The following is a 17,554-nucleotide window of genomic DNA, read 5'->3' on the forward strand; positions in this document are numbered from 1 at the left end:
CAAAAAACATATACTGATATGAAACCACTATCACAGAAGTTATGGAAAACCGGATTATCCCTCCTTTGGGGCACGGCAATATGGCTGTTCTGGAAGATAGTCTATCCGGCCCACCTCCAATACCACGAGCAATACCAACTTTTTTTGTCCGACATGGAATATTGGAGAGAAAGAATCGCCATCCCCGGCGGATGGGCCGACTATACAGGCGAATTTCTGGTACAGTTTTACTATCATACGTGGATGGGCGCAACTATTCTGGCGCTCTTGTTCATAGGACTGCAACTCCTGACATGGAAATTAGCCAAAAGACAAGGAACACCGGAAATGTATTACCCGTTGAGTTTCCTACCGGCAATAGCCGTATGGCACTTTATGTGCGACGAAAACGCCATGTTGTCGTTTGTGGTGGCGTTGCTGATGGCATTGGCTGTCAGCTATTTCTATACCTTCCTGCACACCAAATGGAAACGTGCGATGTACGTGCTGGTATGTTTTCCGCTCCTTCTTTGGATGGCGGGAGCAACACATCTCATCTTTATGGGTTGGATTATCATCAGCGAACTGCACATCTGCTTCAGAAAGAGAAAATTCCTCCAAGGAATCGGAATCATGGTAGGGATGTTCGCATTGAAAGCCACCTGCACGCTACTGACAAGCATGCAAGTACAGAACCCTATCTACCAGCTAAACGGATTCCTCGGCTACTACCGTTTCCCTGCGGTGATTCCCCAGATAGAAATGACAATCATTCTTCTGTTCATCATACTCCCCTATCTTCTGGCCCGGCTGCCCCGGACTCACAAGCATGTATCTGTATACATGGCATTACAAAGCATGGCATTAGTAGCAATAAGCTACCCCTATATTATTTCAGGCTGCAATTTTAGCAAGGAAGAGGCGATGGAGTACGATCAATTGGCAAGAAACCGGCAGTGGAACCAAATCATAAAAAAAGCGGAAAACAAGTCCCCGGTTTCCCCGCTCAGCGTAACTTGCCTGAATCTGGCTCTGAGCAAGACCGGACAACTGGGCAACCGGATGTTCGAGTTCTACCAAAACGGAACGGAAGGTCTGATAGCCAAATTCCAGCGAAACTTCGTCACTCCGCTTCCTACAGGCGAAGTATTATACCATCTGGGGATGATTAACGACGCACAGCGTTTTGCCTTCGAAGCCATGGAAGCCATTCCCAACTTCCGAAAAAGCGGGCGCTGCCTCAAACGGTTGGTCGAAACAAACCTGATTAACGGACAGTATGAAGTAGCGGCCAAATACCTGCGTATTTTAAGCAAAACACTGTTCTATAAAAGCTGGGCCGAAAATACGATGACCTATTTATACAATGAAGAGAAAATCGAAGCACACCCGGAATGGGGACGGTTGAGGCAAATGCGATATACAGAGAACTTCCTGTCCGGAAGCCACGAAACGGATATCCTACTGGCACGCTTGTATGAACAAAACCGGCAAAACCGGACGGCTTTTGAATATCTGCTGGCATATACACTGCAAAAACGCGACCTGAAAGGTTTCATGAATCACTATCCTTCAGACGCAAATATCGGTCATGAACCCATTCCGCGCAGTTACCAGGAAGCGCTGGTATATATATGGGGGCAGACTCACAAGGATTTCCGGGATATACCCTGGAAACTATCTCCGCAAGTAATACAGGATTGCAAAGAATTCATGCGGATTTACACATCACAACCGAATGGGCGGCAAATGCTGCAAGCACGGTATACCGGCACATTCTGGCATTATCTGTTATTCCCAAAAAAGGATAAAGAATGAAGAAGTATTTGATTTGCATATTATCGGGATGGCTGCTGACAGCTTGCAGCCATCCGGTAAACAATCCGGAGAAGACGGAAGAATGGCCGGAAATCTATCCCGACTACATAGGAGTGACAATACCCGCCACCATTGCTCCGATGAATTTCGACTACATCGGCGGAAAACATGACCGCATAGACGTGACCGTAACAGGAAGCAAATCCGGAAAAATACACGTAAATGCCCGAACAGCCTCCTTTCCGGAGGACGAATGGCACAAACTCCTGGAGTCCAACAAGGGAGACAGTCTGTTGTTTACAGTATCTGTCAAGAACGAAAACAAATGGAAGCAGTATCGCCCTTTCTCCATGTATGTCGGTGACGCTCCCATAGACTATGGAGTGGTATACCGCAAAGTCATCCCGGGATATGAAATATATAGCAAAATGGGAATCTGTGAACGGAACCTTTCATCCTTTGAAGAACGCGTCTTGCTGGAGAATGCGATGGTACCGGGCATGTGCCTGAACTGCCATGCCTTCAACCGGACAAATCCCGGTCACCTAAGTCTGCATATACGCGGACAGCACGGTGCAACCCTCATGCAGATAGAAGGAAAACGCGAACTTCTGAATACCAAGACAGACTCCACACTCTCTGCTTGTGTCTATCCTTATTGGCATCCGGAAGGAAAATACATTGCCTATTCGGTAAACCGGACTACACAGTCCTTCCACACAGCCAAGGCGGAACGCATCGAAGTGATGGACATGGCCTCGGACGTATTGGTATACCAACCGGAGACACACGAACTGGTGCTTTCTCCCCTACTGCAGAAAAAAGAAGTTTTTGAAACCTTCCCCGCATTCTCGGCAGATGGAAAGAAATTGTATTTCTGCTCGGCAGCGGGTAAACCGATGCCCGAGAAATACGATGAGATACGCTATAGCCTTTGCTGCATAGACTTCAATCCGGACAACGGCACGTTCGGCGAACGGATAGACACGCTGATAAATGCCGAAGACCTGAGAAAGAGTGTTTCCTTTCCACGTCCTTCATACGACGGGAAATATATCATGCTCACATTATCCGACTACGGAAACTTCTCCATCTGGCACAAAGAAGCAGACCTATGGCTGCTGAACCTGCAAGACGGTACCATGCACGCCATTGAAGAAGCAAACAGCAACAATACGGAAAGCTACCACAGTTGGAGCAGCAACTCACGCTGGTTCGTATTCAGCAGCCGACGCGACGACGGGCTATATACCCGCCTCTATCTGGCATACATAAGACCGGACGGCCACGTATGCAAACCTTTCATGCTGCCTCAGGAGAAACCGCTGGAATATTACGACCGGCTGATTTACTCTTACAATGTGCCGGAGTTTACAAACAGACCGATACAACTGGAACATCGTAAGATAGAAAATGAGATTGTATCAGGCAAGCGTGTAAAGGTAAAAATCCACAAATAGTGAAGCACCATTTTCCATCAGTATTATGCTGATGTGGAAAACTTTAGCTCATACCACGTTAAAAAACAATAATTCTATTGCGCATCAAATGCCTTTATATATTTTTGCAAAAAAAATTATAAAGAATCACTCCATACTAAACAATAGAAAGAGTCTTTATATTCTATGAAACGGGTCATTGTTGTATCTCATTTAATACTATTTTTCTGTATCAGTACCTGTTTGTCTGCGCAGGACACGAGTATACACCGGGACACATTATATGCAAATATCAAGTTCCGGCAGGGATATTCGCAGGTAGACTCTGCTTTCAGTGACAATCAAATGCACTTGGAACGTCTGATTGCATTACTGGACAGCACAGCACTCCACTCATCTTCAGTCCTCAAGTCCATAACCATAAAAGGGAGTGCCTCGCCGGAAGGATATACCCCCATGAACCGCAAGCTGTCGGAAAAACGTGCCCGCAACATGCAGGCATACATCGTCAACCACACATCCCTGAAAGACCTCAATGTAAAAACCGCCCCTTCGGACGTAGATTGGGAATTGCTGAGTGAGATGATTGCCGGTACCGACCAGCCGTGGCGTGACGAAGCCATGAGGATTATCGCCAATACTCCTATCTGGGTTTTCAAAGACAAGAAAATTGTGGACGGAAGAAAAAAACAGCTCTGCATGCTGCAAGGAGGACGTGCGTGGGAATACATGTCGAAGAACTTTTTCCCCACCCTGCGCAACGCCCGGTTCCGGATTATGTGCGAATGGGAAACAGAAGAAAGATTCGCCGATACCGGCAAGGATTCGGCAGCCACGTTACCTGTGCCCATAGCCGACACCGTCTTCACCGAATCCGTCGTCCCCCCGGCAAAAATAAAAATAGAGAAAGACCGGAAGTTTGTCATGCTATTGAAAACAAATATGCTGTATGACGCTATGGCTATACCTAATATAGGAATAGAGATACCCATCACTTCCAAGTGGTCGGCAAGCGCCAACTGGATGTATGCCTGGTGGAGCAACGACGCGCGCCACCGCTTTTGGCGGACATATGGCGGCGATGTGGAACTGCGGCGTTGGTTCTCGCCCCGACGCGAGAGCCGTTCACTGATGTGCGGCCACCACATAGGCGTGTACGGGCAGATACTGACCTACGATATCGAGTGGGGCGGACGCGGATACCTGGGCGACCGCTGGAGCTGGGCTGCCGGGCTCTCCTACGGATATTCGCTGCCGGCAGGAAGACACTTCAACATCGACTTCACACTGGGAATAGGGTATCTGGAAGGAGACTACAAGAAATACCATCCGGAAGACGGATGTTACTTCTGGGAATCGACCCACCGACGGAAATGGTTCGGACCCACCAAGGCCGAAGTTTCACTAATCTGGTTTATAGGCGGACGTTACCAACGGAAAGGAGGTGAACAATGATGCGTTCTGTAAGATACTTGTGGGCAATGCTCGCAACATTGGCGTTTCTCACTCAGTCGTGCGACCACAAAGACCTTTGCTACCGCAACGAGCACCATACCGAACTCGAAATCAAGTTCGACTGGAGCAACGCTCCCGACGCACAACCCCGCACCATGGTGGTGCAGCTGTTCCGCATGGACGGAAGCCACTACCAGCGCCGCGAGTTCACCTCGCGCGAAGGCGGCAAAATCAGCATCGAGAGCGGCGAATACAAGATACTCTTCCACAACGGGGAGATGGAATCCGTGACCGAACGCGGAAACACTTTCGACGACTATCTGCTTGCCACCGTGCCGCAGCCGCTTCTCGCCCCCATGGGACGCGGAGACCTCAGCACGCCTCCCCTGCCCGAAGGAGCCGAAAATCAACCCGTGCGGGGCGTGCCTGCCAGCGTATGGGGCGGCAAGTGCAGCTACCTGCAAGTGCAGGAAAACGTGTCCGGACAATCGCTTACCCTAACCCCCGAAGCGGCTACTGTGGAATATACGGTAGAGGTGCGGAACGTGGAGAACCTGAGCGACCTGATTGACTTCAGCGCCGCACTGAGCGGCATGTCCGAGGGATGGAGCCCGGCAAACGGACAGTCGACCGGAGAACCGGTAGTTATGCCCCTCGAAATGCAACGGCATACTGATGAGAAGATGCTCTCGGCGCGCTTTGCCACCTTCGGCCACTGCCCCCACGGACAAGAAGGAAAGCACATACTGACCATCTACACTTCCAATCAAAAATACTTCCACCACGATGTCACCGGGCAGCTGCACGAAGCCGCCGACCCCACCCACATCCATATCGTGATAGACGGGTTGAAGATTCCTTCGGGAGGTGGAGGCATGAGCCCCGACATTTCGGGATGGGACAACATAGTGGAAACAGACATTGATATGAATTGAAAAAATAACAATAAACTTAAGGGAAACAGATTATGAACGGAAATGTAAAATTACTGGGAATGGTTGCTACCGCCTCCATTATGCTTGCCTCTTGTTCAAACGACGAGTTGAAGGAAGTTTACAAGGGCGAAAAGATTTCATTTACCACGCAGGTAAAGACGCGTGCCACAGAGACAACTATCAATAACCTTAACGGCTTTTATGTCTATGCAGATGCTGACAACTATGAAGATATGTTCATAAACGGACGACCGGCTAAAAAAGAAGCAGGCAAAGACAATACCTTTACAATCAAAGACGAGAATGGAGGCGATTATTTATGGCCGACCGGAGTAAAAGAGGTACGTTTCTGGGCATACGGTCCCGACAATCTGGACACAAAAACGGCATTCAAGCCTACCATAACCACACATACACAGCAATTTGAAACTCTTCTGGAATCTTCCATGGAAAATGGAGGTACGAACCAACAAGACTTTATTGTAGCTTATCAGAACGTAAAACAGGAAGACGTAACGGGAGGCGCCGTTAAGTTGGACTTTTATCATGCGTTATCGCAAATTTGTATCAATGCCAAGTGTCCAGACCACAACAATAGAAAAGTGAACATCAAAGGAGCATGGCTGGTAAACATAAATCAGAAAGGCATTCTTTCATTCTCAGAGAGTGCAACAGATACATACCACATGCAATGGACACCCAGTCTACCAAGCACTTATGGCGTCAAATTAGAGAATCTGCCATTGCTTACCAGCGCAAATACCACCCTAATAGGACAAGCAGAAGGAACTACCGGAGATAAATCCAGCAGTCTGATGCTTATTCCGCAAAAACAAGATAAATGGACGACTGACAAACCTAAGGGAGCATACATTTTGTTTCTTTGCCGTATTGAGGCCATTCACAAAGGCACAGTCCATTCCGATAAAGATAGCAACGGAGCGATACACGTAGAAGGAGATTACCATTATCACCAGCTATTCCCTACTCCTCAATCCGATAAATGGAATCGCAACGAATACGGATATACTTGTGTAGGTATTGATATCGACTGGAAGCCCAACCATAAATATGTATATAACGTCATATTCTGCGGACAAGGCAGCGGCGCGGGTGTTTATCCTCCTATTGAATTGCCTGATTTGCCCAAAATAGAGGGTATAGAGATTGTACCCAACAAAGATGAAGATAAAGTGGGAGAAACAGTACTTGACAGCCCGCTATCTTTCGAGGTAAAAGTAGAAAAGTGGGCTAACGGCACTACCGGAAACAATGATGGTAATACAAACATGGACTAATCGACTAACATCAAAAGAAACGTGATTATGCGACATTTTCGTATATTTCGACCATCCTTCGGGCTGATGCTCCGTATGCTTGCAGGTGTTGCGGTCTGTGCCGTGTCGTCCTCTTGCACGGACGACACTTTCGACAAGCACGGACATCAGGGTGCTTCGGGCATGCTTGCGTTCGATGTGGCGGCACCGGGCAGCTGGGCTGATGGTTCGGCGGCCACGCGCGTTGCCGACAAAGACATAAGCATCCGGAAGCTGACACAGTCCGAAGGGGGGAAACCCTTATATTTAGTTACTGAAATTGCGGAAGCTGCTGTGGATACAGCGGCTTCCAATGCTATAACCCGCGGCACCACGACAACCGGAGAAACATTTAAGAACCATAGCTTCGGACTCTCGGCGACATGCTACACCGGAGATTGGCCCGGAGAAGAGGAGACAAACAAGTGGACCACCAACTTTGCCCACAACATAAAGGTGAGTTATACCGAAAGCGATAGCAAATGGAAATCCGAAAAATCCCTGTACTGGGTAGGTTCGGAGAATATCAAATTCTTTGCCTACTCCCCCTACTCTGCTGCCGCACCTGCATCTTCCGAAGAAGGCGCGGCTGATGCCGACGATGCCACTCCCTCCGTCATCCACTCGGCAGCGGATGCCACCGGTATTCCCACGCTGACTTATACAGTTCCTACAGACGTGACCAAGCAGATTGACCTGATGTATGCCACCGCAGACTGTGGCGGAAACGGCACGGGAGACGTCCGGAATGGAGCAGTGCAATTGAACTTCAAGCACGCACTGACTGCCGTCACCATAAAAACCGGCGAAAAGATGCTTGCCGGAAAAGTGACCAAAATAGAGATTTCCGGAGTGCATGGTAGCGGCAGTTACCCGATAGGAGCAACTAGCTGGACCATTACAGACGAAACCGCCGGACGCACGTTCAGTATAGACAATGAAACTGCATTGGACGGGAATAAAGACAAGAATGAAATCATGACCAAACCCGGCACCATACTGAACGGTGACGATAAGGGATACACGTTCATGATGATTCCCCAAGAACTCACGGATGATGCAAAGTTAACAATCTCGTTCACAGACAAGCTTACAAATACGGAACGTACTCTTACAGCCAAACTAAAGGAGTTTACGAAAAACGGGATATGGGAGATAGGAAAGCAGTATACCTACTCCATCAACTCCACCGGAATCGTTATTACACCGGTGATTGAATTGAAAGTCAACCGGGATAATACACTGTATCCTAATGGAGGCTATAAAGGAACTTGGAACGCAGGTAATCCGCATCCTAATTCTCCATCTCTATACATAGAAATGACAGATGAAGAAAAACAAGCATATCTTCCGGTCAGCGGTGTTCTGAATGATGTAAGTATTGCCGCATACATGAAGGTGGCACAAGCTAATGCAGAATCAGCAGCCGCGAAAAAGCAAATAAGGAAACTTGATTTCACGATTGAGTGGTCTATTGATGGCGGCACAACGTGGAATTCATCGAAAGAGAGCCCTGAACTGGGCTGGAAACCGGCCACCGGTTCCCAAAGCAGGGCGGACGATACCGACCCGACGCAGCCCGTAAGCGGAAGCATAATCCTGCCTGCCCAATCCCAATTTACATACATGCGGAATTTCTTGTACGGGAAAGGAACCACTATAGAAGGCCAAACACCGGGCAAGACTATTACCGATGCAGGAAATGGCTCGAAAGACGCCCCATACGATTTGGTTGACCGCAATGTGGTAGCACAAGAGAGTGCCAACTGCTATATTGTGAATGACCATGGCTACTATAAGTTTCCGACTTACTATGGCAATACTTATAATAAAGAAAGCGATACTTCGTCTTACAAGTATGTAGGTGACATAGATACTATTTCAGACGCAACTCGCAATTTTGTACTCAAAAAGTTCGTGAAACATGATGATAACCCCGTTACAAGTGGTGAAATTTCAGGAATAGAAGATGCAATACTACTATGGCAAGACAGTCCGGACCTTGTAACAGAGGTGAAATACGATAATGGCTGGGTATCTTTCCATGTGCCCGAAGAAAGCATCAACCAAGGCAATGCCGTGATTGCCGTACGCGGTTCTGAGGGTATCTTATGGAACTGGCATATATGGGTTACCCATCGCAAATGGGACGAATCATCTTGTCATACAATGTCGGATGATAACCTGAATCAATATGACAAGCCATTTATCATAGCCCCTTGCAACCTTGGTTATTGCGAGCCACATGTCGAAGACGTTGAAAGAAATATACTCATACGTTTTGTAGCCAATGGCGAACAAGTAGGTGATAATGAAATTGCACTAACCGTCAGCGGAGCATCGCAACCCGGGAAAGATGAAAAGAAGGGCATCATTACATTTACCCAACCCGAGATTGCAGCATCCGCAGCAGGCGACAACACTTATTACCAATGGGGACGTAAGGACCCGATGCTCCCGGGCATTCACAATGATGACACTTACAATACTGACAAAGAATTAGACATGGTAAACAAAATGTTCTATTCTACTGAGCAGTATCGTTTCACTTCATCAGAAAGTGCTAGAAGTATCGGAGAAAGCATACGATTTCCATATCAGTTTTTTATGCACCAGCGGCCACTATCTGATGATGCTACTGAGCAGAATAAGATTGATAACTATAAGCGACGCCACTGGCATGATGGAAGAAATGCTTCATATGGAAATAGAACCATCATGAACTATTGGAATACACAGTTGACAACAAGTGGATACGCTAACTTTATCTATGGCAAAGAAGTCCAATATTACAAGCAATCCCCTAATAACCTATATGTCATCAAAACAATATACGACCCCTCACCGGCAGGATTTAAAATTCCGCCTATTAAGGCTTTTGCTGATTTTTTTGATATGGTAAATTTGAAGGAAGTGACTGATGCAACTAAACCCAGCGGAAAAAAAACCGTAAGTGCAGGCCCAAATGTAGAGGAATCCACGAAATTCAAAGGATGGACAATTCAGATTCACGACCAGGGCTTTTATTTTCCCGCTACCGGAGTACGTGATATGGGAGTAAAGGACCAAGAGGTAAGTTATGGCACATTTCCAGGCTTCTCTTCAATAACATATATAGCAACATCCGGATTTCATGGTGAATATACGGGAGATAATAATGCCAACTCCAGTTGCTTGATATTATCTATTGATAGAAGAGATGGAGATTTTAAAAACTGTACCAAGCCTATTGAAGGAACCAACAACGCATACGGCTTTACCGTCCGCCCCATCCGCGACGGTCAGAAGAAGTAAAGCCGCCACCTAAAGAGGGTGTCAGAACCCTCTTTTTAACAAAATTACCCTTGCTACAGATATCTGTGACAGGGGTGATTTTCATATTTTTGGTGTTTTGACACATTCCCCACAACTTTCATTCATTCTGCCATACCGGGCCAGCCGGCCGGCAATCTTCTCCATCCTGAGAGAGGCGCCTCCCGCAAGCCGAGTATGGCAGATTTTCTGTCTACCCAAAAATCTCCATCCCCCTCTTTTACCATTTGTTTTTTTTGCCTACTTTTGCAGAAAATACAAGGAAAACAACAAACTTCAAACATCATCCATACTATGTTTAGCAAGAAGAAGAACAACAACGAAGAGTATCTCAGCCCCACAGCCCAACCCTTGAAACTGACCACCATAGCCGTAGGCACCATCCTGAAAGGAACGGTGGACGTGGAAGGAAGCCTACGCATAGACGGAACCATCGAAGGAGACATCACATGCCACAAAACGGTGGTGGTAGGCCCCCAAGGAAAGGTGACGGGAAAGGTGACTTCCGCCTCGGCCATACTGGAAGGCACGCTGAAAGGAGACATACATATATCGGACAAACTCATCCTGAAATCGGGATGCCTGATGGAAGGAGACATCTACACCTGCAAACTGGAAGTGGAACCCACCGCCTGCTTCAACGGCAACTGCAACACCATCAAAGAGACCAAGCAACCTGCCGCCCCCACACCCGACCCCTCTGCAAAGAAGAAATAAACCGGTTTACCGGATAATACCCTCTGCCGGTATGCCCTTACCGGTAGAGGCCACCACAGAACCAGAATGAAGAAAATACTCAATCTCGCAGGAAGCTTCATAGTCGGAGCGTGTATCGGCGCGGGAGGAATGATAGGCGTAAGAACGCTGGTCATAGGAGACTCGCTCGACAGTGTATGCAGCAGGTTTTCCGAATTCGGCGCCCTGCAGATGGCAGGAGTCTTTCTGGCCGCCATACTGCTTCTGCTGCTCTCCATCTTCCTGCAAGTGATTCTGCACGAAGGCGGGCATCTTGTCTGCGGACTGGCCACCGGCTACCGCTTCGTCTCCTTCCGCATCTTCAGCCTTACCTTCATCCGCAAAGACGGAAAATTGTGCATCAGGCGCTTCAGCATTGCCGGAACGGGAGGGCAATGCCTGCTTGCCCCGCCCGAAAAGCCTCTGGCATACATCCCCACCGCCTTGTACAACCTGGGCGGAGTGCTTGCCAATCTGTCGGCCGCCATCCTTGCCTTCCTTCCGCTGCTCACCGCAGACGGACTGCCCTATCTGCTGAAATTCTTTCTCCTGACGTTCTCCCTGACGGGCCTCTTCCTTGCACTGATGAACGGAATCCCCATGAAGATAGGAGGCATCGGCAACGATGCCGACAACATGCGCCTGCTTCTCAAGGACAGCAAAAGCAAGCAGGCACTGGTCACCCAGCTACGCGTCAATGCACTGGTGCAGGAGGGCATGCGCCCCAAAGACATGCCTGCCGAATGGTTCGGCCAAGCGGAAGGCATCGACTACAAGAATGCCCTGCAAGCCACCATAGCCTTGATGCACGCCTCGCGCCTGCTCGACCTCGAAGAATGGGAAGCCGCCCACCACGCGTTCGGCAGAGTGATGGACCACCGGCACGAAGTCATCGGGCTTCTGATAAAGGAAACCGCTTGCGAACTGCTCTTCACCGCCCTGGTGACAAACAGGACCGCGCAGGCAGAAGAATTATATACCGACGAACTGAATGCCTACATCCGGCAATACAAGGATGTGACGTCTTCCAAGCAGCGCTTGCTCTGCGCCCTGGCACTCTGCCGGGACAAGGACGCGGCAAAGGCAAAGGAGATTTACGAAGCCACCTGCCGACGGAAAGACAAATACCTGATGCAGGGAGAAGTCCGTTCGGACATAGCGCTGATGAAATCAATCCTTACTGCCGCGAATGTCTTGTAGCGGAAATGCCCCTTGTAACAGGAATATGTCTTGCAAAATGAAACAACTCCTCTTCTGCCTGCTACTGCTGCCGTCGGCCTGCGCGCTGCACGGTTGCAGCGGGAAGCAACCGCCGCAAAGGCAAATACAACGCGCGGACACAATGGAAAGGGATGCCGCATGTTCCGACTCCATAGAAGAAGCCCCCGCCCCTCCTGCCCCGGTCAAAAGCCGTACGGCCCGCTATCTGGACTCCCTCGGTTTCGTCAACATCGCCGAAGCGGACAGCAGCATCGCCATCGACCTGATGTACACCCGTGCCGACAACTTCACCGGAACCCTATTATACGAAGACCTGAAAGAAGCCTACCTGCACCCCGATGCCATGAAAAGCCTGAAGCGGGCACAACGCCTACTGAAAGAACAGTACCCCGGCTACAGCCTCATCGTCTACGACGCAGCGCGCCCCTTGTCCGTACAGCAGAAGATGTGGGACGTAGTGAAAGGAACCTCCAAATACATCTATGTCTCCAACCCCTCACGCGGCGGCGGCCTGCACAACTACGGATTGGCGGTGGACATCAGCATACTCGACGATAAAGGAACTCCTCTGCCCATGGGCACCCCGGTAGACCATCTGGGCAGGGAAGCCCACATCACAGAAGAAGCCGTGCTCGTGGCACAAGGCAAGCTGACGGAACAAGAACGCGCCAACCGCCTGCTGCTCCGGCAGGTAATGAAAGAAGCCGGATTCCGCCCGCTACCCAGCGAATGGTGGCACTTCAACCGCGTCAGCAGGCAGACGGCAAAGGAGCGATACCGGGTCATCCCTTAACTCTCACCCCCAGCTTGTCCGGAAACTTAAATTTGCTATCGCTTTGACGCGGATGACGCAGATGACGCGGATTTTTAATATTCTTAATCTGTATTATCAGCGTCATCTGTGTCTGAAAAATAATCAGACAGAAAGCTGCGAATTTATGCCCCACTTTGTCCTTTTTGAGATAACTTTGCATCAGAATAAATAAGCCAAGCCATGCCTTTATCCCAAGACACCCTCCGCTTCATCCGCGAGCATCGCCGCGACGACGTGCGCAGCCTTGCCTTGCAGGCACGCCGCTACCCTTCGGTAGACATGCCCGCCGCCATCACACAGATTTCAGGCCGGCAGATTGCCAAAGAGAAGATACCCGCATGGGCCGAGAACGAGAACATACTCTACCCCGCCCACCTTTCTCTGGAGCAATGCTCCTCCCAGGTGACGGCACAATATAAAGCGGAAATCATAGGCAACCTGCCAAGAACAGGACAAGAACATCCCGCGAAAGCCGGCACTCACGCGAAAAACAGCACTCCCGCATCGGCCGGCACCCTTACCGACCTCACCGGAGGTTTCGGCATCGACTGCGCCTTCCTCTCCTCCTGCTTCGAGCACGCCACTTACGTAGAGCGCCAGGAAACACTCTGCCGGATAGCCGCGCACAACTTTCCCGCCCTCGGCCTGAACCACATCTCCGTGTGCCACGCAGACAGCGTCCGCCATCTGCAAGAGATGGAACCCGCAGACTGCATCTTCATAGACCCTGCCCGCCGCGACGGACACGGCGGAAAGACCGTAGCCATCGGCGACTGCGAACCCGATGTGTCCGCCCTCGAAGAACTGCTGCTGCGCAAGGCACGGCACGTACTGGTAAAGCTCTCCCCCATGCTCGACCTCACCCTCGCCCTGAACGATTTGAAGCATGTACGAGAGGCACACATCGTCTCCGTGGGCAACGAATGCAAGGAGCTGCTGCTCTTGCTGGGGCAAGGCGAAACACTGCCTACAGACGACATTCCCATACATTGCGTCAACTTCACCTCCGCCCCGGCTCCCCAAGCCCTCGTCTTCACCCGCGGACAAGAGAAAGAGTGCGCATGCCCCTGCACCCCTCAACTGAAATCATACCTCTACGAACCGAATGCCTCCGTGCTGAAAGCCGGAGCGTTCCGTAGCCTCTCCTCATCGTACAAGGTGGAAAAACTGCATCCCAACAGCCACCTCTACACTTCGGACAGCCTCCTTCCCGACTTCCCCGGCCGCAAGTTCCGGATTACCTCCTCCTGCGGCTTCGGCAAGAAAGAAGTGAAAGAGATGCTAGCCGCCGAGAAAAAGGCGAACCTCACCGTACGCAACTTCCCCGCCACCGTGGCCGAACTGCGCAAACGCCTGAAGCTGGCCGAAGGGGGAGACACTTATCTCTTTGCCACTACTCTGGCAGACGAGAAGAAGGTACTTATCCGCTGCCAGGCTACGGGATAAGACACCAACCCCTATACCTTCCCCTGCACGAGATGTACATCTCATGTTGCTCGATATGTACATCTCATACAGTCCGAGATGTACATCTCGTGCATCTTTAGCGTCAGTCTGCCAGATGACGGCAAAGGGAGATACCGCCGAAAAGGTACTACCTCCAAGAATTTATGTAACCTCATTGTAACTGAATCGTTATCTGTTCTTCAACGCTCCGCAATCTCCACGTAACGGCAACCCTCTACTTTTGCGGCAGATTATTAACAGATAATAACAAGTATGAAACAGATTTTGAGAGCATTCTTATTCTTACTCCTATTCACCGCCACCGTCAATACGGCCATTGCCGACGAAAAAGCAAATGTCACGAAACAAGGAACTGTACGCGGACGTATCATTGACGCCACTAAACAAACTCTCCCGGGCGCATCCATCTACATCGAGAAACTACACACTGGCGTGACGAGCGACGTCAACGGCTTCTACACTTTCTCTAACCTTGACCCGGGAACCTATACAGTAAAGGTGAGCTACGTGGGCTACTCTCCCGTAGAACTGAAAATCACCATCCCCGCAGGCCGTACACTGGAAAAAGACGTCGTGCTGAACGAAGGTGTGGAGTTGCAGGAAGTGGTGGTAGGCGGCGCCTTCCAGGGACAGCGCCGTGCCATCAACTCACAGAAAAACAACATGGGGATTACGAATGTAGTCTCTGCCGACCAGGTAGGCAAGTTCCCCGACTCCAACATCGGTGACGCCCTTAAACGCATCTCCGGCATCAACGTGCAGTACGACCAAGGCGAGGCACGCTTCGGGCAAGTGCGGGGCACGAGTGCCGACCTCAGTTCCGTCACCATCAACGGCAACCGCGTTCCCTCTGCCGAAGGCGATACGCGCAACGTACAGCTCGACCTCATTCCGGCAGACATGATTCAGACCATCGAAGTGAACAAGGTAGTAACCGCCGATATGGACGGCGACGCCATCGGCGGCAGCATCAACCTCGTCACCAAGAACTCCCCCTACAAGCGTACCATTGCCGCCACCGCCGGAACCGGCTACAACTGGGTGAGCGAAAAGGCGCAACTGAACCTTGGCTTCACCTACGGCGACCGCTTCTTCAACGACAAACTCGGCTTGATTGTATCGGCCTCCTATCAGAACTCACCTTCCGGTTCCTACGACACCGAATTCGTGTGGGAGCAGGATGACAACGGCAAGACGTACGTCAACGACTACCAAATCCGCCAATACTACGTCACCCGCGAACGCCAAAGCTACTCTGCCGCACTGGACTGGGACATCAATGCCAACCACAAACTGACCTTCAAAGGCATCTTCAACAACCGCAACGACTGGGAGAACCGCTACCGTACCACGCTGAAAGACCTTGACCCCGACGGCAACGCCACCGTACGCATACAGACCAAAGCCGGTACGCCGGACAACCGTAACGCCCGCCTGGAACGCCAGCGCACCATGGACTTTGCCCTCGGCGGCGAACACCTCTTCGGCGCCCTCTCCATGGACTGGCACGCCAGCTATGCCAAAGCCAGCGAAGAACGTCCCAACGAACGCTACATCGACTTCCAACTGAAGAAACAGAAGTTCGACATGGACCTGAGCGACGAACGCCAACCCTTTGCCAGCCCCAAAACAGGCTCTACCATGACATTGAACGATGAATTCAGCCTGAAAGAGCTGACGGAACAGCAGGAAGACATCAAGGAGCAGGACCTGAAGTTCTCCGCCAACTTCAAACTTCCCTTCAAGAACGGCAACAAGCTGAAGTTCGGCGCAAAGGTAGTACGCAAGACCAAGGATAAAGAAGTGGACTTCTACGAATACTCTCCTCTGGACGAGGACGCCTTCATGACGAACAGCCTGGCAAATACAGTGGACCAGACCAACAAGAACTTCATGCCCAACAACAAATACCAGGCAGGCATCTACGCCAGCAAGGAATACACCGGCTCTTTAGACTTGAACAACGCTTCCCTCTTTGAGAAAGAGCAGGTGCAGGAAGAACTTGCCGGAAACTTCAACGCCCGCGAAACCGTGACTTCCGGCTACCTCCGCTTCGACCAAAAACTGACAAAAGACGTGGAACTGGTGACCGGACTCCGCATAGAGAACACCAACCTTGCCTATACGGGACGCACCTACGATGCCGACGAAGACCTCACAAGCAAGACCGACCGTCAGCGCAACAGCTACATCAACTTCCTGCCGTCGCTGCTCGTAAAGTGGAATGTAAACGATGACTTCAAAGTGCGCGGTTCGTTTACCCAAACCTTGTCACGCCCCAAATACTCGGCCCTCGTGCCCAGTGTGAACATCAAGCGTTCCGACAACGAAATCACCATCGGAAACCCGGAGCTGAAACCTACCGTCTCCTACAACTTCGACTTGAGTGCCGACTACTACTTCCGCAGCATCGGTCTGATAAGCGCCGGCATCTTCTACAAGAAGATAGACGACTTCATCGTAGACCAGGTGAGCACCAACTACGAATACCAGGGTAACACCTACACCCGCTTCACCCAACCCAAGAATGCGGGCAACGCCAACCTGGTAGGGGTAGAGTTATCCTACCAGCGCGACTTCAGCTTTATTGCTCCCGCTCTGAAATGTGTAGGTTTCTACGGAACGTACACCTACACCCACTCCCGTGTGGAAGACTTCAACTTCGAAGGCCGCGAGAATGAGAAAGACTTGAGCATGCCAGGCTCTCCGGAGCATACCGCAAATGCTTCCCTATACTTTGAGAAAGGCGGTCTGAATCTGCGCCTGAGCTATAACTTGGCTTCCGACTTCATCGACGAAATGGGAGAAAGCACCTTCTACGACCGCTACTACGACAAGGTGAACTATATGGACGTAAACGCCAGCTATACCTTCGGAAAGAAGTTCAAGACTACCTTCTACGCCGAAGCCAACAACCTGCTGAACCAGCCGCTACGCTACTACCAGGGCACAAAAGACCGTACCATGCAGGCAGAATACTACGGCGTGAAAGTGAATGCGGGAGTGAAGATTAATTTTTAAACAGCGAATTCTATCTCAACAAGTTATCAACATTAACTACTC

11 protein-coding genes are annotated in these 17,554 nt (G+C 50.3%); all 11 read left to right on the forward strand.

Annotated elements, in window-relative coordinates:
- The first annotated feature begins 18 nt into the window (after positions 1-18).
- The 11 genes from HU824_RS03400 (at position 19) to HU824_RS03450 (ending at position 17,512) form a co-directional block, all read left to right on the forward strand.
- Complete coding sequence (locus tag HU824_RS03400; protein ID WP_176468089.1) at positions 19-1,797, forward strand: DUF6057 family protein; 1,779 nt, start codon at positions 19-21, stop codon at positions 1,795-1,797.
- Positions 1,794-3,257, forward strand: coding sequence for a PD40 domain-containing protein (locus tag HU824_RS03405; protein WP_176468090.1), 1,464 nt, complete (start codon positions 1,794-1,796; stop codon positions 3,255-3,257). Before HU824_RS03400 ends, HU824_RS03405 begins: the two co-directional genes overlap by 4 nt.
- A gap of 324 nt (positions 3,258-3,581) precedes the next feature.
- The gene (locus tag HU824_RS03410; RefSeq protein WP_255260454.1) at positions 3,582-4,691 is read left to right on the forward strand and encodes a DUF3575 domain-containing protein; all 1,110 of its coding nucleotides are present in this window, start codon (positions 3,582-3,584) and stop codon (positions 4,689-4,691) included.
- Positions 4,688-5,626, forward strand: coding sequence for a DUF5119 domain-containing protein (locus HU824_RS03415; protein WP_255260455.1), 939 nt, complete (start codon positions 4,688-4,690; stop codon positions 5,624-5,626). The genes HU824_RS03410 and HU824_RS03415 overlap by 4 nt, the downstream gene beginning before the upstream one ends.
- A gap of 32 nt (positions 5,627-5,658) precedes the next feature.
- On the forward strand, positions 5,659-6,924 hold the full coding sequence (locus HU824_RS03420; protein ID WP_176468092.1) for a fimbrillin family protein: 1,266 nt from the start codon (positions 5,659-5,661) through the stop codon (positions 6,922-6,924).
- A 27-nt stretch (positions 6,925-6,951) separates the two neighbouring features.
- Entirely contained in the window at positions 6,952-10,236 is a 3,285-nt protein-coding gene (locus tag HU824_RS03425; RefSeq protein WP_176468093.1) for a fimbrillin family protein, read from the forward strand.
- A gap of 312 nt (positions 10,237-10,548) precedes the next feature.
- On the forward strand, positions 10,549-10,971 hold the full coding sequence (locus HU824_RS03430; RefSeq protein WP_138299126.1) for a polymer-forming cytoskeletal protein: 423 nt from the start codon (positions 10,549-10,551) through the stop codon (positions 10,969-10,971).
- Between the two features lie 66 nt (positions 10,972-11,037).
- Positions 11,038-12,189 (forward strand): hypothetical protein, encoded by a 1,152-nt coding sequence (locus HU824_RS03435; RefSeq protein ID WP_176468094.1) that lies wholly within the window; start codon positions 11,038-11,040, stop codon positions 12,187-12,189.
- A gap of 37 nt (positions 12,190-12,226) precedes the next feature.
- Positions 12,227-13,003 (forward strand): M15 family metallopeptidase, encoded by a 777-nt coding sequence (locus tag HU824_RS03440; RefSeq protein ID WP_176468095.1) that lies wholly within the window; start codon positions 12,227-12,229, stop codon positions 13,001-13,003.
- A 201-nt stretch (positions 13,004-13,204) separates the two neighbouring features.
- Positions 13,205-14,470, forward strand: a complete 1,266-nt coding sequence (locus HU824_RS03445; RefSeq protein ID WP_176468096.1) for a class I SAM-dependent methyltransferase — start codon at positions 13,205-13,207, stop codon at positions 14,468-14,470.
- A 273-nt stretch (positions 14,471-14,743) separates the two neighbouring features.
- Entirely contained in the window at positions 14,744-17,512 is a 2,769-nt protein-coding gene (locus HU824_RS03450; protein ID WP_176468097.1) for a TonB-dependent receptor, read from the forward strand.
- The last annotated feature ends 42 nt before the right edge of the window (positions 17,513-17,554 follow it).

The sequence above is a fragment of the Bacteroides sp. L10-4 genome, assembly GCF_013373675.1.
Lineage (GTDB): Bacteria > Bacteroidota > Bacteroidia > Bacteroidales > Bacteroidaceae > Bacteroides > Bacteroides muris.